This is a genomic window from Alkalibacterium gilvum (assembly GCF_900109085.1).
Lineage (GTDB): Bacteria > Bacillota > Bacilli > Lactobacillales > Carnobacteriaceae_A > Alkalibacterium > Alkalibacterium gilvum.
On sequence record NZ_FNYW01000034.1, the window covers coordinates 1 to 22,523 of the forward strand.

General features: G+C 35.7%; 26 protein-coding genes and 2 other annotated features. Of the genes, 23 read left to right on the forward strand and 3 right to left on the reverse strand.

Annotated elements, in window-relative coordinates; genetic code table 11:
• Nucleotides 1-208 (reverse strand): hypothetical protein (locus BMX83_RS08230; protein WP_143059510.1); only part of this gene is annotated, 208 nt, incomplete at its 3' end.
• Nucleotides 209-416: 208 nt separating this feature from the next.
• On the opposite strand from BMX83_RS08230, the gene BMX83_RS08235 reads away from it, so the two are divergent.
• The 10 genes from BMX83_RS08235 to rpsD all read left to right on the forward strand — a co-directional run bounded on the left by BMX83_RS08235 (nucleotide 417) and on the right by rpsD (nucleotide 7,302).
• Complete coding sequence (locus tag BMX83_RS08235; RefSeq protein ID WP_091635840.1) at nucleotides 417-947, forward strand: hypothetical protein; 531 nt, start codon at nucleotides 417-419, stop codon at nucleotides 945-947.
• Between the two features lie 17 nt (nucleotides 948-964).
• On the forward strand, nucleotides 965-1,555 hold the full coding sequence (locus tag BMX83_RS08240) for a deoxynucleotide monophosphate kinase family protein (RefSeq protein ID WP_091635843.1): 591 nt from the start codon (nucleotides 965-967) through the stop codon (nucleotides 1,553-1,555).
• 18 nt (nucleotides 1,556-1,573) lie between these two features.
• Complete coding sequence (locus tag BMX83_RS11140) at nucleotides 1,574-1,702, forward strand: hypothetical protein (RefSeq protein WP_281242092.1); 129 nt, start codon at nucleotides 1,574-1,576, stop codon at nucleotides 1,700-1,702.
• Nucleotides 1,703-1,890: 188 nt separating this feature from the next.
• A protein-coding gene (locus BMX83_RS08245) for an IS3 family transposase (RefSeq protein WP_245746652.1) occupies nucleotides 1,891-3,104 on the forward strand; the annotation gives its coding sequence in 2 pieces (ribosomal slippage) (nucleotides 1,891-2,176 and nucleotides 2,176-3,104; 1,215 coding nt in all).
• A 236-nt stretch (nucleotides 3,105-3,340) separates the two neighbouring features.
• On the forward strand, nucleotides 3,341-3,751 hold the full coding sequence (locus tag BMX83_RS08250) for a hypothetical protein (protein WP_091635846.1): 411 nt from the start codon (nucleotides 3,341-3,343) through the stop codon (nucleotides 3,749-3,751).
• Nucleotides 3,748-4,119, forward strand: coding sequence for a GIY-YIG nuclease family protein (locus tag BMX83_RS08255; protein ID WP_091635848.1), 372 nt, complete (start codon nucleotides 3,748-3,750; stop codon nucleotides 4,117-4,119). The genes BMX83_RS08250 and BMX83_RS08255 overlap by 4 nt, the downstream gene beginning before the upstream one ends.
• Nucleotides 4,116-4,532 (forward strand): hypothetical protein, encoded by a 417-nt coding sequence (locus tag BMX83_RS08260; RefSeq protein ID WP_091635851.1) that lies wholly within the window; start codon nucleotides 4,116-4,118, stop codon nucleotides 4,530-4,532. The genes BMX83_RS08255 and BMX83_RS08260 overlap by 4 nt, the downstream gene beginning before the upstream one ends.
• Before the next feature lie 10 nt (nucleotides 4,533-4,542).
• On the forward strand, nucleotides 4,543-5,100 hold the full coding sequence (locus BMX83_RS08265) for a sugar O-acetyltransferase (protein ID WP_091635854.1): 558 nt from the start codon (nucleotides 4,543-4,545) through the stop codon (nucleotides 5,098-5,100).
• 160 nt (nucleotides 5,101-5,260) lie between these two features.
• Nucleotides 5,261-6,388 carry a baeRF6 domain-containing protein gene (locus tag BMX83_RS08270; RefSeq protein ID WP_091635857.1) on the forward strand — a complete coding sequence of 376 codons (1,128 nt, stop codon included), beginning with the start codon at nucleotides 5,261-5,263 and terminating at the stop codon, nucleotides 6,386-6,388.
• Nucleotides 6,389-6,696: 308 nt separating this feature from the next.
• On the forward strand, nucleotides 6,697-7,302 hold the full coding sequence (gene rpsD, locus BMX83_RS08275) for a 30S ribosomal protein S4 (protein WP_091635860.1): 606 nt from the start codon (nucleotides 6,697-6,699) through the stop codon (nucleotides 7,300-7,302).
• A 68-nt stretch (nucleotides 7,303-7,370) separates the two neighbouring features.
• Here rpsD and BMX83_RS08280 read toward each other — a convergent pair whose 3' ends face one another.
• Entirely contained in the window at nucleotides 7,371-7,841 is a 471-nt protein-coding gene (locus BMX83_RS08280) for a GAF domain-containing protein (protein ID WP_091635863.1), read from the reverse strand.
• A 128-nt stretch (nucleotides 7,842-7,969) separates the two neighbouring features.
• Between BMX83_RS08280 and BMX83_RS08285 the strand changes: the two genes are divergently transcribed.
• From BMX83_RS08285 to minD, 13 genes are all read left to right on the forward strand, one after another.
• Nucleotides 7,970-9,685, forward strand: coding sequence for a septation ring formation regulator EzrA (locus BMX83_RS08285; RefSeq protein WP_091635866.1), 1,716 nt, complete (start codon nucleotides 7,970-7,972; stop codon nucleotides 9,683-9,685).
• A gap of 155 nt (nucleotides 9,686-9,840) precedes the next feature.
• The gene (locus BMX83_RS08290; protein WP_091635895.1) at nucleotides 9,841-10,980 is read left to right on the forward strand and encodes a cysteine desulfurase family protein; all 1,140 of its coding nucleotides are present in this window, start codon (nucleotides 9,841-9,843) and stop codon (nucleotides 10,978-10,980) included.
• A gap of 9 nt (nucleotides 10,981-10,989) precedes the next feature.
• The gene (gene thiI / locus BMX83_RS08295) at nucleotides 10,990-12,207 is read left to right on the forward strand and encodes a tRNA uracil 4-sulfurtransferase ThiI (protein WP_091635869.1); all 1,218 of its coding nucleotides are present in this window, start codon (nucleotides 10,990-10,992) and stop codon (nucleotides 12,205-12,207) included.
• A gap of 69 nt (nucleotides 12,208-12,276) precedes the next feature.
• Entirely contained in the window at nucleotides 12,277-12,780 is a 504-nt protein-coding gene (gene tpx, locus BMX83_RS08300) for a thiol peroxidase (RefSeq protein WP_091635872.1), read from the forward strand.
• An 11-nt stretch (nucleotides 12,781-12,791) separates the two neighbouring features.
• Nucleotides 12,792-13,012, forward strand: a binding site (T-box leader).
• A 44-nt stretch (nucleotides 13,013-13,056) separates the two neighbouring features.
• A complete protein-coding gene (locus BMX83_RS08305) occupies nucleotides 13,057-15,705 on the forward strand; it encodes a valine--tRNA ligase (RefSeq protein ID WP_177170550.1) in 2,649 nt (882 codons plus the stop codon).
• A gap of 2 nt (nucleotides 15,706-15,707) precedes the next feature.
• Nucleotides 15,708-16,364 (forward strand): HAD family hydrolase, encoded by a 657-nt coding sequence (locus BMX83_RS08310; protein WP_091635874.1) that lies wholly within the window; start codon nucleotides 15,708-15,710, stop codon nucleotides 16,362-16,364.
• Between the two features lie 61 nt (nucleotides 16,365-16,425).
• Nucleotides 16,426-17,109 (forward strand): RadC family protein, encoded by a 684-nt coding sequence (gene radC, locus BMX83_RS08315; protein ID WP_091635877.1) that lies wholly within the window; start codon nucleotides 16,426-16,428, stop codon nucleotides 17,107-17,109.
• Nucleotides 17,110-17,311: 202 nt separating this feature from the next.
• Complete coding sequence (locus BMX83_RS08320) at nucleotides 17,312-17,512, forward strand: cold-shock protein (RefSeq protein ID WP_034302391.1); 201 nt, start codon at nucleotides 17,312-17,314, stop codon at nucleotides 17,510-17,512.
• A 320-nt stretch (nucleotides 17,513-17,832) separates the two neighbouring features.
• Complete coding sequence (locus BMX83_RS08325) at nucleotides 17,833-18,843, forward strand: rod shape-determining protein (protein WP_091635880.1); 1,011 nt, start codon at nucleotides 17,833-17,835, stop codon at nucleotides 18,841-18,843.
• Between the two features lie 163 nt (nucleotides 18,844-19,006).
• Nucleotides 19,007-19,861 carry a rod shape-determining protein MreC gene (mreC, locus tag BMX83_RS08330; RefSeq protein ID WP_091635882.1) on the forward strand — a complete coding sequence of 285 codons (855 nt, stop codon included), beginning with the start codon at nucleotides 19,007-19,009 and terminating at the stop codon, nucleotides 19,859-19,861.
• Nucleotides 19,861-20,409, forward strand: a complete 549-nt coding sequence (mreD, locus tag BMX83_RS08335; protein WP_177170551.1) for a rod shape-determining protein MreD — start codon at nucleotides 19,861-19,863, stop codon at nucleotides 20,407-20,409. Before mreC ends, mreD begins: the two co-directional genes overlap by 1 nt.
• A gap of 32 nt (nucleotides 20,410-20,441) precedes the next feature.
• Entirely contained in the window at nucleotides 20,442-21,128 is a 687-nt protein-coding gene (locus BMX83_RS08340; RefSeq protein ID WP_091635887.1) for a septum site-determining protein MinC, read from the forward strand.
• Nucleotides 21,121-21,915, forward strand: a complete 795-nt coding sequence (minD, locus tag BMX83_RS08345) for a septum site-determining protein MinD (RefSeq protein ID WP_091635889.1) — start codon at nucleotides 21,121-21,123, stop codon at nucleotides 21,913-21,915. The genes BMX83_RS08340 and minD overlap by 8 nt, the downstream gene beginning before the upstream one ends.
• Nucleotides 21,916-21,940: 25 nt before the next feature.
• Nucleotides 21,941-22,174, forward strand: a binding site (T-box leader).
• A gap of 89 nt (nucleotides 22,175-22,263) precedes the next feature.
• Here the strand turns inward: minD and BMX83_RS08350 are convergent.
• The coding region (locus tag BMX83_RS08350) for a transposase (protein WP_143059511.1) at nucleotides 22,264-22,523 on the reverse strand (260 nt) is incomplete at its 5' end.

Genomic DNA, 22,523 nt, shown 5'->3' on the forward strand with positions numbered 1-22,523 from the left:
TCCATTGAATGGTACGTTTTTGGATACTATCTATTTCGTAGCCTTGATCTTTATACTCTTGGATCAATTCTAAATCAATTTGTTTAAAAGCTGCACAGAGTAGTTCTTGGACAATCTGTTGGAAAAGTATTTCTAAAGCTAATTCAGCTTCGAGTAATGTGTCTTGTTCCTTTAATATTTTGATGATTTTTGATATAATTTTATTCATAAGAAGACCTCTTTCTCTAGCGTTGTCGTTATCTCTAGATTAAGGGTCTTCTTTCTTTTTGTCCAGACCGATATTTTTCTGTTCCGACATTAATTTTACACATAGCTAACTATATAGTGTAAGGAATTTTTAGGAGGGGAAGTAATGTTAAAAGTATGAGGAAACGATCCACATATTTTAAATTAAAAAATAATAGGAGGAAATTATTATGTACCCAGGTATTTGGAGTAGGTCAGAGATTGAACATCACTTTAGTGTGCCAAAGAAAGCAAAGGATGAAAGTAACGTTAGGTATAAAACATTAATGCAAGTGGATAAAGTAGGATCGGAAGGAGGTACGTTACACGTACAACGTAACATAGGCACTAATGACCTTCGTATTATCCGAGGGTGTTTCAGTGGGTCTTTGGAAGAGTTTGAAGAGCGTGTTAAGCGTAAGCCCTTTGGTGATAGGCACCGTGAGATATATGAGCAGCTTATTGAAGTTATTAAACTTAACTACGTTGAAAAGCCTAAAGGAACTATCCGACATATAGAATTAATGAGTAATAGCAATCATGTGAATTATGGGAATGACACGGGTAGTATACTGTTTGCTTCTGAACGGGAAACTGCCCATTATAAAACCAGGTTTACATGGGAAGAAGCTGAAGACATTGCTAAGAAACTAGGTATTAAAATTGGTAAAGCCAACGTCCCGTGTACTGAGGACACTAAGTTGGTCTGGGAAGAAGTTTAAAAGGAGGCACTTAAGTTATGGATGAAGGTGAAGCAAGGCCCCTTGTTAAAATTGGTTTAGTAGGAGGCATTAGATCCGGTAAAGATACTGTAGCAAACTATTTACAGGAACTAATAGCAACACACTACACTAACGATAGCACCCTTACTTTAGGTTTTTCTGACGGTATTACACAAATACTAGAAGATTATTTACCTGGCGTATTTAATGACGGTAAGCCTAGAGAAGTCTATCAAGCTATAGGGCAGACATTCAGACGGTTTAACCCTGATGTGTGGATAGAACAGGCGTTAGAGACAATCGAAGTTAATGAAATGCTCTACCCTAACTCACATTACATTATGAGGGACGTAAGGCAGCCGAATGAAGCAGAGGCGTTAAGATCCCTAGGCTTTACTATTGTAAAGGTGGTGGCCGATAAAGACGTAAGAATACAACGGGCAACAGATAGCCATGATAACTACACACTGGAAGACTTCAACCATGGAACTGAGCTTTCTATAGATCAGATAGTGCCTGATATAGTAATAAACAATGACAGTACCTTAGAAGAGTTATATGACACTGTAGAGGACGTACTTCTTTCCTATCAAAGTGGAAAACTTTAGGAAAAGGAGAATTGAGCCGTGAAAGATAAACCGTACACATTAAAAGAAATTGAAGTAGGTTTACGTAATGAAGGACAGTTTTACGTAATGAAGGACAGTTTTACGCTAGAGGGGAAGAAGGGGACTATAACGCTATCATCAGGTTAGCTGACAGTAAACTAGCCTTAGAGAAAGCTGATCCTACTGAAGCACAATTACAAGCCGTTGAGTTAGTTTGGAGACGTGGGTATACGCTTACTGAAGCCGGTGAGATTTTAGGGGTGGATAGGTTACACTGAGTTGGACAGAAAAGATAAGGTGTGTATACTAAAAGAAACACACTGGAGGAATCTATTATGTCAACGCGTAGAAAGAGACGCAATTACTCAGATGAATTTAAACATCAAATCGTAGACCTGCACAAAGCAGGAAAACCTAGAAATGAAATCATTTCAGAATACGAACTCACTCCTTCCACTTTTGACCGCTGGGTCCGCGAAAATACTAACTCTGGTTCTTTCAAAGCACAGGATAATTTGACCCCTGAACAAAAGGAACTGAGAGAGTTAAAGAAGCGAAATGCTCAACTAGAAATGGAAAATGATATTTTAAAGCAAGCGGCGCTGATATTCGGGCGAAGGTCGAAGTAATTAAAGCAAATAAACATAAGTATTCTATATCAGCGATGTGCCGTGCCCTTAAAATCAACAGAGGATCTTATTATTATGAAGCCAAAAAGAAAGAAAGTGAGTCAGAACTCGAACAAGCAATCATTGAAGAATTCGCAAGAAGTAATAATGCCTTCGGCACGCGAAAATTGAAGCCTGTACTTGAAAAGAGAGGATTTACTGTCTCTCGCCGTCGTATCGGTCGTATAATGAGAAAATTTCATCTCGTCTCAAAATATAATCACCCCTCGTACAAACCCCAGAGAACCGGTGTTAATCAAGCTAGAATAGAAAACATCCTGAACCGTGAGTTCTCTCAAGAAGAACCGATGAAAGTAATCGTCACAGATTTGACCTACGTCAAAGTCGCAACCAGCTGGTTTTATGTGTGTTTCATCCTGGATTTATTTAATCGTGAAATCATTGGTTATTCCGCTGGACCGCATAAGACCGCTGAATTAGTCATGCAGGCCATGGCGACAGTTAAGGGCGATCTACATATGGTGAACACTTTTCATACCGATCGAGGAAAAGAATTTGATAACCATACGATTGATGAATTATTGGATACCTTTGATATTGAACGCTCGTTAAGTAGGAAAGGAAACCCGTATGATAATGCCGTAGCGGAATCGACATATAAATCGTTTAAGTTTGAATTTGTCTACGACAACCGATTCGATACACTCTATGAACTGCAGGTCCAACTTATGGACTACGTCCATTGGTGGAATAATTTTCGTCCGCATGGCGCACTAAACTACGAATCTCCCATAGACTATCGTAAAACTTGGGAAGAAGAACAGTCTGAAAATGGAAAATCTAAGTCATTCGTCTATCGGTCGGCCACTGAGTCAAAACAGTATGGGACCAGGACGGAAAGGGTGGTCTTGCCCTTGTAGTCGTGGACACAGACTGTTACATTAATTAGCCGATCGATTGAACGAAAAGCTTCCGCCATTCGGTTGAGAGAGGCAAAAGGAACGTGAACTTAATTATCATTTACACTTTATAATTTTTGTTCAATAATGTGTTGACATTCCAGGGGTATCACGTCAAGCCGTTCGATTTAACCTTCAGCTACTTTCCATTAAATTAAGTGAAGTAGTAACAAAGTGGAAAGATAAGGAGGTTAAAAATGAACGAGACAGAGTATAGTCCGGAAGAGATCATTACATTCAAAGAAGAGTTTGAGGATAAGGTACGGGAGTTAAACCAGATCGGACGTGCGGACCTTCCTGATATTGATACGAGAAACAGTGAGGTAGATGATTTACTAGATATGCACTTAGACGTTACAGGTGAGATCCCCGATCATAATGTAATTACCCTGTTAGCTGATTATGTATTAGCAGACGATCTAAAGGACAGTAACCCTCATAAAACTACACAAACAGAATACCCTATACAAAGTACACATAGTAGACGAAACACACCTAAAAGAGAATTATCTGTATCAGCAGAAATACTTGACTACTTACATTCAAAATACACTAAGCAGTTAGATAACCTTAGCAAGGTGTCCCATAAGAATAGGGATGACGTATGAGTACAGATAAGATTACTCTAGAAGCCATATTAGAACAACAACGATTAGATTTACATAAAGACTTTATTGAACTACCGGTAGAAAGCCCTCGTATAAAGGAACATAAATACGGGGGTGTCTACCTATTTAAGGACAGTGATAATAAGGTTCTCTATGTAGGGATAACGGATAATATCTCACGTAGGGTAACTTCTCATAAGAAAGGGTACGGCAGTCAGGATATTTTTAATTACCTTAAGGATGATCTTACTGTGGCTTTCTTCAGGGAAGATAACATAACCTACCGTGACATTTATGAAAGTTATTTAATTTATACGTTACGCCCTAGATATAACATAGGAAAAACAGATAGGAGGAAAATAACATGACACTATACATTGTATACCATATATCTGAAGATCGAGTACTTCTTACGACAAGCAAGGGTAAAAAGGCAATGGCACTAGTAGGGGACGTAGCATTGAAAGACGTGTCTGTAGAAGAGCAGCTACGTATTATTGAAATAGACGGGGTTACGAGGGAAAAGGACTGTGAGGAAACACTTAAGTGGAAGTGGTACGGGGAAGATAACAAAGTCTATGAATTTTATGTGGATGAAGAGGCTACCCCAGATATTACAGACGTGGTACTCTATAGGAATAACTTGTTTGTCCCGTTCGCTTCTAATTCCTTAATCGGTACTATAGACATTAGACGTATTGACGCAGGGAAAGCTTTCACAGGTGTTGAGACTAAGCACGTAGCCGTAGTTAAAGATTTAGAAGTAACGGAGGTAAAATAATGGATAGAAAATGAAAACTGAGATGGAAAAAATGATAGCTGGAGAATTATACAACGCCGATAATGAGGTCTTGGTTAACAAAAGAAAGTCAGCGCACTTATTAGCACATCGTTTTAATCAGGCTGAAACAGATAAAGAAAGAAAGAAAATCATCAATGAATTACTTGGGAAAATCGGAGAAAATATTACTATAAATCCAACGTTTAGGGTTGATTATGGCTTCAATATCGAGGTGGGAGATAACTTTTTTGCTAATTTTAATTGTGTTTTCTTAGATGTTTGTTCAATAACAATCGGAAGAAATGCAATGCTAGGTCCTGGTGTAAATATAGTTACGGCAGAACACCCTATTAAACCTAATGAACGAAATTCGGGATATGAATTTGGGAGACCAATAACAATAGGTGATAATTGTTGGATAGGTGCACAGGCTACAATCGTTGGAGGGGTAACTTTAGGGGATAATGTTGTAGTAGCAGCAGGAGCCGTAGTGAAATCATCATTTCCCGATAATGTTGTTGTAGGTGGCGTACCAGCCAAAATCATTAAAACGATAGAGGTTGATTAAGAACACAGTTTAGCATTATTTTTAACTCTAAAAAGAGGTATATCAGCGTATCCTTAGACAATTTTTGTTCATTTCGATATGATGTAAGTATAGTACTCTTCTAAAACTGTTATGAATGAATCAGTTTGATAGAAGAAATAATGAATGGAAGGTGAAGCACATGAAAGAACTGTTTACGTTCCCAACTGATGAACTTCTGCAAGAAAAAGAGGTTGTTGTTTCAATATCGCTAAATTCTGAATCAAATTCTTTTGATACAGAAGCAAATCAGATTCAATTTCAGAACTTATTAAAAGAGGCTAGAGAAAAACTTTGTGAGAAATACGATGAGAAGTTTTGCGAAACATTGCTCGATAAAGTTGAGGGGTTAAGAAATAACACCGACTTTTGGAGAAAAATAACGGAGAGTGTTGTTATATATATCACTCCTCAGGATGTATATTTCTACAGATTGAGTGTTTCTATTAACACTGGCACAGTTGTATCTGATCAACCTTATATTTTACCGCTAATATCTAATTTCCAATATGTAAGTTATTATCACTTACTTTGCTTGAATCATGATAAATTCAGATTATTTAATGGTCGTGGAGATAAAGCACAAGAAATTGACCTCCCAGAAGATGCACCAAAAACATTAACTGATGCATTGGGTGATGAGTTAACTGGTGGAGAATTAAACGTTGCTGATTATGCAGGCGGAGCCGGTACAGGTATGTTCCATGGACATAACGAAAAAAGTAACGAGGTCGAAATTGATCAAGTGAACTATTTTAGAATTGTTGATAAGTATGTGCATGAGAATTTTTCTAAACCGACAGAGTTACCACTTGTTCTCTTTGCATTACCGGAAAACATCGCCGATTTTGAAAAAATATCCAAAAATGAATTTCTGGATGAGACAAAAGTTGAAGCTTCACCCGCGCAACTTTCAAATAATGATATACAAGATAAGACAAGTAAAGTTGTAAATGAGATTGTTAATAAACGTTACAAAAGTTTGGTCGAACGTTATGAGGAGACTACGCCAGAATATAAATTGGGTGCCCAGTATAATGATTTAGCTATGGCAAGTGTTCAGGGGAAAATTGATACATTACTACTTGAAAATCACTATCAAGTGCATGGACGTATCGATGAGAACGGACAATACCATGAGGGGACAGAAACAAATATTTATGTTAATCAGCTAGTCCATAATGTTTTAAAAACGAATGGCAAAGTGTATGTGCTTGAAAAAGCGAGCATGCCTTCAGATACAGGAATAGCTGCGACGCTTAGATTCTAAAATAATTTAAATTAAGTTAAAACATAAATATAACCTCTTGAAACCTGAAACACCTATGGGTTTCAAGAGGTTATTTTAATTAGAAATGGATTCTTCTTGACTAAATGAACAGATACCAGTATACTATGTTTTGTGTAAAATATCGCAGCAGGAAGTGGTAACCGCGTCAACAGTTCCTTGCCATTTAATATGAGCGCAATTGTGTAACCAGCGGCTGCAAAGGTGAAGATTGAAAAGAAACTGCACGTATTGCTGAACTTTCACACGTTATTTTACTCCATATATTATAACAATGGAGGAATTTTATTATGTCAAGATATACAGGACCATCATGGAAAAAATCAAGACGTTTAGGTATTTCTTTAACAGGTACTGGTAAAGAAATCGCACGTCGCCCATATGCACCAGGTCAACATGGACCTACTGCACGTGTTAAATTATCAGAATACGGTCTTCAATTAAAAGAAAAACAAAAATTACGTTACATGTACGGATTAAACGAACGTCAATTCTTTAATCTATTTATTGAAGCAGGAAAAATTCGTGAAGGTAAACACGGTGTTAACTTCATGGTCTTACTTGAACAACGTTTAGACAATGTTGTTTACAGACTTGGTCTAGCTACTACACGACGTCAAGCGCGTCAGTTAGTAAACCACGGTCACATCACTGTTAACGGTAAACGTGTAGATATTCCATCTTTCCGTGTATCAGTTAATGATGTTGTTGGCGTAAGAGAAAAATCTAAAGATCTAAAAATAATCAAAGAATCAGTGGAATCTCTCTTTGGACGACCTGATTTTGTTTCATTCGACGATGAAAAATTTGAAGGAACACTTACACGTTTACCATTACGTGAAGAAATGCCTGCTGAAATCGAAGAAGCATTTATCGTTGAGTACTACAACAGATAATAATCATCAAAAAAAGCTGAGATATTTAAATATCTCAGCTTTTTTCTATATATATATTAAATGAATGTTTATGCTGGAGTCTGTATCTGCCTTAATAGTACAGATACAAATTCTTCCAAGATCAGCTGGTCTTCCTTAGTAAAACGGTTTTTAATAGGTGCATCTATATCTAAAACACCTATCTTCTTTCCGTCTTTTATTAAAGGAATAACGATTTCTGATTGGCTATTTGCATCACAGGCAATATGACCTGAAAACAGATTGACATCATCTACAATTAGAGAGCGTTCATTTTTAAATGCAGTTCCACAAACGCCTGCTCCATTCCCTATTCTTATACAAGCGACTTTACCTTGAAATGGACCTAGAACTAACTCTTTGTCTTTTTGGTCCCAAAGGTAAAAACCCGCCCAATTTATATCAGGGAAATGCTCCCATATTAAAGCAGAAGCATTACTTAGGTTTGCAATCATGTTTGTTTCTTGATTTATAATAGCTTCCAGTTGTTTATTTATCATATATTTGGCTTTGTGTAACATATATTAATCCTTTCTCTATTAAATTTATTTAATTTGCTTGCTAGTATAACATAATTCAATTAAGTTTGATATACTAGACTAAAGAACAAGTGAGCCATAAATGGCAATGAAGTGTTGGAGGCGAAAACATGTCAGTTGAATTAATTATTATTTTAAGTATTATTGTACTCGCTATATTAATTTATACCTTTACATATTTTACAAGAAAGAAACACTATGAGAGAATCGATGAACTCGATCAATCGAAAAAGGAAAAGTACACGAAAATACCTTCTGAAAAATTATTATCATTAGACAAAATGATGATTACTGGACAATCCAAAGAAGTGGCCGATAATGTTATAACAGATATAAACGTTATTGAAGTAGAAAAACTCCCAATAGTTGAGTCTCATCTTTTTGATGCTGAACAAGCAACCGATCGCTATCGGTTTAATCAATCGTCGCAAAGTGAACTCAAAGCTGAACAGCTCTTAAAAGAAATAGAACAGAGTATAGTGAAAGCGACTCAAAAAATGGATGAGCTTCTTCAAAGAGAACAAGCCAATCTAAGAAATATTGATTCAATAAAGAAACGTTATCATAAAGTAAGGAAAGAGTTATTGGCTAAGAGTTTCACCTTTGGGGAGTCTATTAATAGACTTGAAGATGAACTAGGAACGATGGAAAAACTATTTACCTCATTTTCAGATTTAACAGCATCAGGTGACCATGAAGAAGCTAGAAAAATAGTGAATCAGTTAGAAAACCAATTAAATCAAATGGCTGATCTAATGGTATCTATACCTGAAATAAACAACAAGATTGAAAATGACTATGAAGAACAGCTGAAAGAAATTGAACACGCTTATGAAAGTCTTATTGAAAAAAAATATAAATTTCCAGAAAATATCGATATAAAACAAAAAATTGCAAACTTGACCAATGAAATAAAGCATCTTAAAGACCTTTTGGCAGAACTTGAACTAGAAAAAATTGAAACAGAGCAATTAGAAGTTGAAAATAATATTGATGAATTATACGAAGCAATGGAGAAAGAAATCAATGCCAAAAAAGCATTAGAAAAACTATCAAGAAAAATACCAAAAGTAATCTATTATCTTTTAAATGAAAGTAAAGAGCTTGGATTAGAGTTAGATCGTATTGGGCAAAGTTATCAACTTTACCAGCAAGAAAACGAGAAATATTTAGAGATGAAAAGTAAGGTAGAAGAACAAGAAGCGCTTGTTGCTAGTCTCTCTGAAAAAATTGAAAATAACATGATAGCTTACTCAGTAGCTCTAGAAACGCTACAAGAGACATTTGATAACTTAGAAGAACTATCCCATTCGTTTACATCGCTAAGAGAGACTTTGTATGCATACCGGGATAAAGAAAAAGAAATAAAAAATGACTTGGAAGATATGGAACTTTCTTTACGTGAGATGAAAAGATACATTCAAGCAAAAAATCTCCCTGGACTTCCAGATGATTATTTAGATCTATTTTTCTATACAACGGATCAATTAGAAAACTTATCTACAGAATTAGCTAGGCATAAACTTGATTTAGAAAAAGTAATCAAGCTTTATGCTATATGTGATGAAGATGTAGAACATTTAGCTGATAAAACTGAAGAAATTGTAGATAATGCCTTGCTTACAGAATTAACTAGTCAGCGTTTATATAGATACAAGGAAGACTATCCAGAAGTTATTGAAACAATTAAATATAGCGAAAGTTTATTCCTTGATGACTATGACTACGAGACCTCTCTAAAAATGGTTAGGGAAAAATTGGAATTTATAGAGCCGGGTGCTTTTGAGTCAGTCAGAACACTTTATAAAAAAGAAACATCCAAATAAAAGAGAAGAATAAAAAGACTCTCAGACTAAAAATATAAAGTCTGAGAGTCTTTTACATGAAAACAATGATATCACTTTATCTACTTGAACGAACTATAAATTTTGCTATACTAAAAAGAGTTTATGAAAGAATGGAAAATAAAAGAGGTGCAGGAATGATTTATTTTGATAATTCAGCTACAACAAAAGCTGAAGCATCTGTATTACGGACATATCAAACGGTAAGTGAACAATTTTTTGGAAACCCCTCGAGCTTACATCAACTAGGAGAGAAATCGAGACAACTCCTTAATCTATCAAGAAAACAAATAGCAGTGTTGCTAAACGTTGATAATGAAGAAATATATTTTACCGGTGGAGGAACAGAAGGCGATAATGTGGCTGTAAAAGGTACAGCTATGGCGAAAATCAACTACGGTCGTCATATTATCACATCGGTAACTGAACACCCAGCTGTGATTAAGAGTATGGAACAGCTAGAACACCTAGGCTGGGATATTACTTATCTTTCTGTAGATGATAAAGGAATGATAAGTTTAAAGGAACTAAAACAGGCGCTGAGGAAAGATACTATTTTAGTGTCTTTAATGGCGGTAAACAATGAAACAGGGAGCCTACAACCAATAAAAGAAGTAGGAGCCCTGCTTAGACATTATCCCTCTGTACATTTTCATGTGGATGCTGTACAAGCTTTAGGCAAAATAGATTTAGAGTTATCAAACTCTAGAATAGATATCGCTGTATTTTCTGGCCACAAATTTCATGCACCTAAAGGATCAGGATTTATGTACGTCAGAAAAGGAAGAAAATTGGCGCCAGTATTAAGTGGTGGTGGACAGGAGAATGGCCTTAGAAATGGAACTGAAAATGTTCCTGGGAATGTAGCTTTAGCTAAAGCCGTGCGATTGTTATTGGAAAATCAAGAAGCAAAAAAAGAAAACCTCTTGAGTATGAAAAACTCATTATTGGATTATTTAAAAACCTTTCAAAAGGTGACTATTTTCTCTCCTGAACAAAGTGCTCCACATATTATATGTTTTGGGATTAAGAATAGTAGAGGGGAAGTGCTCGTTCATGCTCTTGAACAAGATGAGATTTACATTTCTACTACAAGCGCATGTTCAAGTAGAGAACAAGGGAATGTACACTCTATAAAAGAAATGGGATACACCATTAAGCAAGCAGAGTCTGCAGTGCGAATAAGTTTGAGCAATATGAATACAAGTTTAGAAATAGAGGCATTCAAAAAACAATTTAGTAGAGCGTATGAGAGATTGACGACAATGGAAGAGTGAGGTTTTGATTTGGAAATCACAGAGATAATGGTAAGATACGGCGAACTATCAACTAAAGGAAAAAATAAGAAGAAATTTATAAAAATATTATACAAAAATATAACAAATAAACTAAAAAGATTTGACGGTTTAAAAGTGAGTTATAATCGAGACCGAATGCATATAAATTTAAATGGTGAAAATGCTGAATCTGTTATCGAAGAATTACAAGAGGTCTTTGGCATTCAATCATTTTCACCCGTTATTAGAGTAGAGCGTTCGGTAGATGCAGCCAAAGAAGCGGTTATACAATTAATTGAAAATAATTATGTGCCTGGGATGTCTTTTAAGATTAATACGAGACGATCAGATCATACGTTTGAGTATGATACGAATGAAGTCAATCGTTTGCTAGGTTCGGTGGTTGAAGAGCATTTCAAGAATATTCACGTTAAAATGAAAAACCCCACAGCTACTATACGAGTAGAAATTAGAAAACGAGGGATTTTTATATCTGTTGACACGATAAAAGGACGTGGAGGATTGCCTGTTGGGTCAGGAGGCACAGGAATGCTTATGTTATCAGGTGGCATAGACTCACCGGTAGCAGGCTATCTTTCTTTAAAAAGAGGGATGAGAATAGAAGCTATACACTTTCATAGTCCCCCTTATACAAGCCCACAAGCTTTAAAAAAAGCAAAAGATTTAACCGTGAAATTATCTCGCTATGCAGGCGAATTAACTTTTATTGAAGTGCCCTTTACTGAAATACAAGAACAGATAAAAAAAGTAATCCCTGAAGAATATTCAATGACAATCACAAGAAGAATGATGATGAGACTCACTGATGAAATAAGGATAAAACGTAATGGACTGGCTATTATAAATGGAGAGTCATTAGGTCAAGTAGCCTCTCAGACACTTGAAAGCATGGCAGCAATAAATGCTGTAACGAATACGCCGGTTTTACGTCCGCTTATATCTATGGATAAAATTGATATCATAGATATTGCAAAAAAAATTGATACCTATGAACTGGCAATCCAGCCTTTTGAAGATTGTTGTACGATTTTTGCATCAAACAGACCTAAAACGAAGCCTAAGATGCAAAAAGTAGCTGATTTAGAAAGAGCTCTAGACGTTGAAAGTTTAATGCAAAAAGCGATTGAAAATATTAGGATACAAACAATTAGTACCGAAATAAATGAGCAAAACGAAATAGAAAAACAATTTGCTAATCTATTGTAATGTTTTAGTTGCAAAAGTCCTAACAAACAAGTTAAACTAAGGATAGACTATAAGAAAGAAGGGATAATAATGCATGTGACACTGAAAGGCGAAAAATTTCAGACAAATGGCTCAACTCCCAATGTTGGAGAGACTGCTCCTTCCTTTATTCTTAAAAACTTGGATGATAGCAACGTGGAACTTTCTGACTATAAGGGAGAAGTTGTAATATTAAGTACTTTTCCGGATATCGAAACAAGTACTTGTGCTAGACAAACGGACACCTTCAATAAAAAAGGTAAGGAATTAAGTAATACAACCGTCTTATCTATTTCAGCGAATACTGTAAAAGAACAGGAAGAATGGGCTAAAACTAAAGATGTAGATACAATTTTGTTGCATGATAGTGAACGTTCATTTGCCAAAGCGTATGGCCTATACATCGAAGGAATTGATAAGATTGCCCGTTCGGTATTTGTTTTAAATAAAAATGGGCAAATTGTATACAAAGAAATTGTTAAAGAAATGGCTGATGATCCAAATTACGAAAAAGCATTGTCGGCAGCAAAAAAAGAAGAAGCTGAACTTAGCTAAATAATTAAATAATAAAAGCAAAGATCATGAGTAGTATTAATAATAATAGTCACAGAGAATGGGTGTTTGGTGCGAATCCCTGATTTAACTTATTAAGAAGTAGCATGAGAGCTAAAACAGCGAACAATAAAGTAGCTGTTGTTGGACTAACAGACCATTAACTCTGTTTTAAAGAGATTACTTTAAAATAAGAGTAATAATTTAGGTGGTACCGCGAGCATTCGTCCTATAGACTAGGATGAATGCTTTTTTTATGAGAAAAAGGGGCGATTAATTTTGGAAAAACCATTAAATATGTCAAAGAAATATGAACCATCGAAAATCGAAGAAGGACGCTATGAAAAATGGCTAAGAGAAGATTTATTTAGACCAGATGGGAAAGGTGCAGAACCCTATTCTGTCGTTATTCCCCCTCCCAATGTAACTGGAAAGCTACACTTAGGTCATGCATGGGACACAACGCTTCAAGATATTATTATCCGTCAGAAAAGAATGCAAGGATACGATGCATTGTGGCTTCCTGGGATGGATCATGCGGGTATTGCGACACAAGCAAAAGTTGAGGAAAAACTTGCCCAGGATTCAATTTCTAAATATGATTTAGGCAGAGAGAAATTCTTAGAGAAAGTATGGGAATGGAAGGAAGAATATGCTGAAAATATTCGTAGCCAGTGGTCAAAAGTAGGGATCTCAGTCGATTATTCAAGAGAAAGATTTACTTTAGATGAAGGACTCAATAATGCTGTAAACAAAGTATTTGTTGATTTATATAAAAAAGACCTTATTTACCGTGGTGAATATATTATCAACTGGGATCCAAAAGCACAGACAGCCTTATCAGATATCGAAGTGGACCATAAGGATGTTAGTGGTGCTTTCTACCACGTCAAATACCCTATTGTAGGTGAAGAAGGCGAAGTTGAGATTGCAACAACACGACCTGAAACAATGCTTGGGGATACTGCAGTAGCTGTTCATCCTGAAGATGAGAGATACCAACATCTTATTGGAAAAAAAGTTTTATTACCGATCCTTGAAAAAGAACTGATTGTCGTTGCAGACGATTATGTTGATAGAGAGTTTGGAACGGGTGTTGTTAAAATAACGCCTGCTCACGATCCAAATGACTTTGAAATTGGAAAGAGACATGACCTTGAACAAGTGAATGTTATGAATAAAAATGGTTCAATGAATGAACACGCAGGTAAATACAACGGTATGGACCGTTTTGAAGCCAGAAAAGCGCTTGTCAAAGATTTAAAAGAAGATGGATACCTGATTAAAGTAGAAGAGATGACGCATAGCGTAGGACATTCAGAGCGTACTGGTGTGATTGTTGAACCTAGACTTTCGACGCAATGGTTTGTTAAAATGCAACCATTAGCAGAGCAAGCACTTTCTAACCAAAAAACGGAAGATAAGGTTGACTTTGTACCTGAACGATTTGAGAAAACTTTTAACAACTGGATGGAAAATGTCCATGATTGGGTAATTTCTAGACAATTATGGTGGGGCCATCGTATACCAGCTTGGTATCACAAAGAGACGGGGGAGCTGTATGTTGGAGAATCAGCTCCAACCGATAGTGAAAATTGGGAACAAGATAGCGATGTGTTAGATACTTGGTTTAGCTCTGCTTTATGGCCTTTTTCTACTATGGGATGGCCCGATACTGATGCAGAAGACTTCAAGAAGTATTTCCCGACAAGTACATTGGTGACAGGATACGATATTATTTTCTTCTGGATCAGTCGAATGATTTTCCAGAGCTTGGAATTCACTGGGAAAGCACCATTCAAAAATGTTTTGATCCATGGACTAATTCGAGATGAACAAGGTAGAAAGATGAGTAAGTCACTAGGAAATGGTATCGACCCAATGGAAGTCATCGATCAATATGGAGCAGATGCACTAAGATGGTTCTTATCTAATGGTTCAGCGCCCGGTCAAGATGTTCGCTTTAGTTATGAAAAAATGGATGCTGCCTGGAACTTTATTAATAAAATATGGAATGCCAGTCGTTATGTGATTATGAACTTAGATAATTTCTCATATAATGATATTGATCTTAGTGGAGAAAAGACTATTGCTGACAAATGGATATTGGCACGATTAAACCAAACAATTGAAGAAGTGACCGAACTTTTTGAGAAATTTGAATTTGGTGAAGCTGGTAGAAAATTGTATACATTTATTTGGGACGACTATTGTGACTGGTATATCGAAATGAGTAAAGAGCTCTTGATTCAAGGAACAGAGAAACAAAAGACCACAACTAAATCTGTCTTGATATATGTCCTTGATCAAACGTTACGATTGCTACACCCTATTATGCCGTTTGTTACTGAAGAAATTTGGGAGAACATTCCGCATAGTGGAGATTCTTTAGTTGTTGCTGATTACCCTGAGCCAGTAAATGAATTTAAAGATCAAGAAGCAATGTTAAATATGGAAATGTTAATTGAACTGATTCGTTCGGTACGGTCTATTCGTCTGGATGCTAAGCGTCCTCTTTCTAAGGAAATTAATATTCTTATTAAGACTAAAACTGAAAAAGAAAAAGCATTCTTACAAGAAAACCGATCGTTCATTGAGCGTTTTTGTAATCCGAATGAACTTGTTATAGATACTGAGGTGAAAATACCTGAGGAAGTAAAATCGGCAGTTATCTCTGGGGCGGAAGTTTATATTCCCCTAGCTGGTTTGGTTGATATTGAACAAGAAATCGAACGCTTAGAGCAAGAAAAAGAGAAATGGCAAGAAGAGATAAATCGAGTAGATAAAAAGTTAGCAAATAAAAAATTCGTAGAAAATGCTCCAGATAAAATCGTTGAAGCCGAGAAAGAAAAAGGCAGAGACTATAAAGAAAAATTTGATGCTGTAGCTAAACAGATTGATAAATTAAAAAATGTTAAAGAAGGGTAGATATGAATAAAGTAGTTGTTTTTGATATGGATGGTTTGATGTTTGATACTGAACCTATTTACTTTAAGGCCAATAAAAAAACGGCTGAAAGATTAAATATTCCTTTTGACTATGCTTTCTATGAAAAACATATCGGTGCGAGCGAGACCGATTTCTTTGCAGCTATGTACCGTAAATTTCCTGATCATAACGTTAAGCAGTTTACTATAGATAGCAAAAAAGATGTGGAAGAGTTTTTAGTTTCTGAACCTCCTGAGATGAAGAAGGGGTTAGTGGATTTACTTGAATATCTAAAAGAAAATAATTATAAAACAGTTGTTGCTTCCAGTTCTGAACGGAAATTGGTAGAGAAACTATTAACTTTATCTGGATTAGAAAGTTACTTCGATGGATTGATAGGAGGCGACGAAGTAGCTGAATCAAAACCACACCCTGAAATTTTTCAGAAGGCAGTTGAACGTGTTGGGAATAAAGAATCGGATATCCTTGTTTTGGAAGATTCTTTAAATGGGATTCGCGCGGCATATTCAGCTGGCTATAAAGTGGTTATGATTCCTGATCTAATAAAGCCTACAGAAGAAGCACGAACCAAAACATTAGAAATCGTTGAGAATTTGGAAGAAATTCTTATTAAAATAAAAAGTGAGAACTTTTTTTAAAAGACAATATATATTGAAGAGAAGATAAAATCTTCTCTTCTTTTTTTATGGAGGGAAAATAATGATAAATCAAAAATTTGTTGATGTTCCACAACAATCAAGACCACGGGAAAGAATGGCTGAATATGGACCAGAAGCCCTAGCCAATCATGAACTTTTAGCGATATTATTACGGACAGGCACCAAAGATTATAATGTATTACAATTAAGTATGCAGGTATTTTCACACTTTGATGATTTATACATGTTTAAAAATGCTTCTCTGGAAGAACTGTTGGTGATTCCTGGAATTGGTAAGGCAAAGGCATTTGAATTGCTGGCCTCGATTGAGTTAGGGAAACGACTTGCTAAGACCACACTTTTAAAAGAGGGAGCCGTTACGTCAAGTCAGTACGTTGGAAAACTATTGTTAGAGGAACTAAAGGGGCTACAACAAGAACTTGTTGTTGGTTTATTTTTAAATACAAAAAATGAAATCATAAAAAAAGAAACAATATTTAAAGGAAGTTTGAATACCAGCGTAGCACATCCTAGAGAAATTTTTAAAGCGGCTATGAAATACTCTTCTGCTCGTATAATTATTGCTCACAATCATCCATCTGGAAATCCCGAACCATCAGAGGCAGACTTACAATTTACAAAGCGAATGGTTGAGGTAGGAAAGATTGTGGGAATTGAGCTTCTAGATCATTTTATTATTGGTGAGGATAAGTACATAAGCTTAAAGGAACATGGCGCAATGTAACACACTTTGATAAAATAAAATCCATTAAAGTAAATTTCAATAAAAAAGACTAAGGGCTTGCATAAGTGAGTATAGCATGGTAGTATAAATATAGCATTTTGTTAGGGAAAGAAAAAAGTAATGTGTAACAACATTCCGATTCGTACCTATAGCAATAATGTGAAATAAGTTGTGCTCTAAGGCACGAGGAGGAAACAGTAATATGGAAAACGGTACAGTAAAATGGTTTAACGCAGAAAAAGGATTTGGATTTATCGAGCGCGAAGGTGCAGACGATGTATTCGTACACTTCTCAGCTATCAACGAAGAAGGATTCAAATCATTAGAAGAAGGTCAAGCAGTTACTTTCGATATCGAAGAAGGCGCACGGGGACCTCAAGCAGCTAACGTAGAAAAAGCGTAATACTAAACTATTATAATTTTTAACCGAGTAGGATATTTATCCTACTCGGTTTTTTCGTCATCATAAACGTATGACTATTAGACGCAACAGTTACCAGCAAATTGATTTAAACATCAATGATTTCTAAGTTCGAACAATTCTTTTAAATCAAAAAGTCTCATTTGTACTCTACATAAAAATTAATGTGATATTTCAAATATTAAATTTAAAATAAACTAATAGTTAGTTAGTGCATATTGAGTAAGAAAAGGGTACAATTATATAATGTAAGTCTATTATTTAAATTGCTAGTATGTTAAGTGTTGAAAGGAGATTTTTTAGTGTTTGGGTTCAGAAAAAAAGGGGTCGGTATTGATTTAGGTACCGCCAATACAAATGTTTATATAGAAGGAAAAGGTATCGTACTAGGTGAACCATCAGTTGTAGCGAAAGACAAAACAAATGATGAGGTTGTTTCCGTTGGTGAAGATGCTCAAAAAATGATTGGTCGTACACCGGGAAGCATTGTGGCCTTGCGTCCAATGAAAGATGGCGTCATAGCTGATTTTGATATAACAGCTGCTATGCTTGAATATTTTATAACTAAAGCTGTAGGAAAACGAGGAGCTAAACCTGAAGTCGTTGTTTGTGTACCTGGGGGAGGAACTGAGGTCGAAAAAAGAGCTGTTATTGATGCAGCTAAAATGGCTGGAGCGAAGGATGCTTATTTGATAGAAGAACCATTTGCTGCTGCTATTGGAGCCGGACTCCCCGTAAATGAACCGACAGGCAGTATGGTTGTAGATATTGGTGGTGGAACGACAGACGTTGCTACAATCTCTTTGGGAGGCATCGTAAGTAGCCGTACAATAAAAATGGCCGGAGATCAAATGGATCAGTCTATTATACAGTACATTAGAAACAAATATAATCTTTTAATTGGTGAAAGAACATCTGAAGCTGTGAAGATGGAATTAGGAAGCGCCTCTATAGAATCTGCTAGCGAAATGGGGTCCATGGATATTCGTGGACGTGACCTTTTAACTGGCTTACCTAAAACGATTTCTATTCCTGCAAGCGATGTAGCTGAAGCAATTAAAGAGGTTATTGAAAGTATTCTTCATGCTGTTAAGGGGACTTTAGAAGATACCTCTCCAGAAATCTCAGCTGATGTGATCGATCGAGGAATTGTTTTGACCGGTGGCGGTGCAATGCTAAAACACTTAAGCGATGTTATTGCCGAAGAAACAGATGTCCCTGTATTTGTGGCAAGTAATCCTTTAGACTGTGTCGCAGTTGGAACTGGTGAAGCTTTGAATCACATGGATATATATAGAAAACAAGCTAGATAAACAGATAAACTAGCGGGAAGGGAACTTTCCGCTAGTTTAATAAATAGATCTGCATTAACCGAATTAAGACAGGTACTTAACAGACAATAAATTTAACTACCTCTACGAACTCACTATAATCTATGGTAAAATAAGCAAAGTTAAATTATATGAGGTGTAATAATTGAAGCAATTTTTCACAAATAAAAAATTAATCGTTCTGCTTGTTAGTGTGATTTTGTTTGTATCGCTAATTTCACTTTCGATAAGAAATTCAGGGAATATCCCGTTTATACAACAAGCATCTAATGATATTACTGCAATTATTGGAAGAATCTATTCAAAACCTGCCAATGCTATTATCGATACGTTTGATTCCATAGACAATCTACAGGATACTTACGAAGAAAACCAGAGATTAAAAATTGAAATTGATCGTATATATGAGCGTCAAGCTGAGTTAAGTACTTTAGCTGAAGAGAATAATCGATTAGAAGAGGAATTGGAATTAAAACAATCTTTAACTGATTATAAAACAATCTCAGGGGTTGTTATTTCAAGAAATCCAGATAATTGGGTAGATCAATTAATAATTGACCGAGGTAGCCAGGATGGTGTTTCAAAAGGAATGCCTGTTATGTCAGGTAATGGATTAATTGGACGTATTTCTGAAACAAGCCCAACAAGTTCAAAGGTTGTCCTTTTAACTAATATCGAGCAGACTTCCAACCAGATTTCTTCAGAGATAATCATGGAGGATGAAACGGTAAATGGAATAATCAGTGATCATAATGAAGAAACAGATCAGTTGCTGATGTCCCAAATTACGTCAACAACTGAAATAAAAGTAGGTGAACTTGTTACTACAAGTGGATTAGGAGGCACTATTCCACGCGGCCTTGTCATTGGTGAAGTTGAAAAAGTTTCAATGGATTCCTATGGGCTCGGCCAACAAGTTTACGTGAAACCTTCAGCTGATTTTAATAATATTAGATTTGTAACAATCATTCACCGACTGGCAGAAAGCGGTGAAGAATAGTGACTAATTGGAAAAAAGTAATCTTTCCTATTTTTCTGTTGTTTTTCACATTGGTTATAGATGGCGGAGTTAGTTTTTTATTTCGCGAGCAATTGATCACGTCTGAAGGTTTTATCATTCCGCGCTTGGTTGTCATTACTCTGATTATGCTTTCCTTTTACTTGGAACCTAAACAACTCTTTATACTGGCCTTTTCTTTTGGTTTTATTTATGATAGTTATTATAGTGGCGTTTTAGGGATTTATATTGCAGCATTTATAGTAATTCAATACGTGATTGTACAAATTCGACAAATAATAAATCCTAATTTTTTTCTTATCTTATTGGTTAATATTGTTAGTCTAACTTTAATGGAATTATTTGTCTTTGGAGGATATAGAGTTATTGGTTTAACTGATATGACACTCCAAATGTTTCTAGTAAACCGTTTAAGTGGCACATTAATATTAAATGCATGTATATTTTTAATCGTTGGTTATCCACTTCAAGAATGGATACAAACGCTTGCTGCAGTGGATGAAAGTAAGTCAGGAACAACTAAAATATAATATTTCAATTAGATAATTAGAGGTGAATCAGAATGAAAAGTACAGTATCACTAAAAGGGACACAAGAAGGCTACCAATTAATTATTAAGTCTTCTGATTCTTTAGAGGATGCTTATGAAGAGTTGAGATCATTAACTTCACAAATGAAAAAAGATGCGCATAGCTCAAAAAAAATTACTTTTACTGTGAAAACAGGACTCAGATTGCTTACTGAAGATGAAAAAGAAAAGATAAAAGAAATTGTCGAGGATAACCTTTTTGAAATTTCTTCATTTGAGTCTGATGTTATTCTAATGGAAAAATGTCTTGATTGGCATAAAGCAGCAAGCCCCAAATTAGAAGTTAGAACAGTTAGAAGTGGACAGTTAGTTGAAGCAGAAGGAGATATGCTGCTTATTGGTGTTGTCCATCCTGGCGGTGTTGTGCGAGCAACGGGTAATATTTATATTATTGGTGAACTTAAAGGGACAGCGCACGCAGGTGTTAATGGGAGAGAAAATGCTGTGGTTGTAGCAAATTTTAGGTACAATGCACAGGTTAGAATAGGCGATAATGTTCATATTATTGAGAAAAAAAATCAGCAAAAAGATGAGGAAGCTGATACAACAGAATTTGTTTATGTTAATGATTTACATATCATTGAGGTCTCTAAATTGGAAGAGTTAAAAGACATCCGACCAGAACTAGATAATTATGTAGGAGGTATTTATAATGGGTGAAGCCATAGTTATAACATCAGGTAAAGGTGGGGTAGGAAAAACTACGTCAACAGCAAATATCGGTACCGCTTTGGCACTACAAGGAAAAAAAGTATGTCTTGTGGATATGGATATTGGCTTGAGAAATCTAGATGTTATCTTAGGGTTAGAAAACAGAATAATATACGACATTATTGATGTAGTAGAAGGTAAGGTAAAGCTACATCAAGCTTTAATAAAAGACAAAAGATTCAATGACCAATTATATCTTCTTCCAGCCGCACAACACGCAGATAAAAACGCAATAAATGAAATTCAAATGGTGGATATGATCGAAGAATTGAAAAATGATTTTGAATATATCCTAATTGACTGCCCCGCAGGAATCGAGCAAGGGTTTAAAAACTCAATTGCCGCTGCAGATGATGCCATATTAATTACAACGCCAGAAATTTCTGCTATACGAGATGCAGATAGAATTATAGGACTGATAGAACAAACAGCAATAAAATCTCCACAGCTTGTTATTAATCGTATCCGTAAAGGAATGATGGAAGCTGGAGACGTTATGGATGTTGAAGAAATCACGCGTCATTTATCGATCAAATTACTAGGAATTATCTTTGAAGATGATGAAGTTGTACGTGCATCCAACAAAGGAAATCCAGTGGTATTAGACCCAGATCATCCGTCATCACAAGGCTACCGTAATATTTCTAGACGTATTCTAGGCGACACAGTCCCATTGATGACGTTGAAAGAAGAAAAAGTCAGTTTTTGGAAAAAATTATTTGGTTTTGGAAAGTAAGTATGCTATGCTATGAAAAATAATAAATTTAGCTATGATGAGAAAAAGTAAAAGCGACTCCTTTTCAGAGAAGTTACGGTTGGTGAGAGTAACTAAAGGAGACCTTTGAAAACACATCTCTAAGCTTAGAGCTGAACTTAAGTAGGCTTCAACGGATGCACCCGTTATCGTGCCGGCGTTTAGTAGTTTTGAACGTGTTGAGGTAACAATTTTTTTGTTACGAATAAAGGTGGGACCACGATATGAAATCGTCCTTTAATCTTCTTTTACGAGAAGATTAGGTTCTTTGTCAAATCGTGTTGGTCAGAGATTTCCGAGGTAGAAAGCTTAAATGCTTTCTACCTTTTTTTATGCGACTTTAGTATTTAATTGTTTGTTGATCACTTTTTCTTCTTCAAAAGTTAAGGGTCTGATTTCTTTCTCGGTCTTTTCTTTCAATTTAAAACTAATTAGAATGCGTGCCCTCAAATGACTAAAATTACGATAACCATAACCACTTCGTTTGATTGTTTTAATTTTATTGTTAATGCCTTCAAGGTGTCCATTGGACAAGGTGTACTTACAAGAATTCTCTATGGAACCCAGGTATTTATTCAAGGTCTGAAATG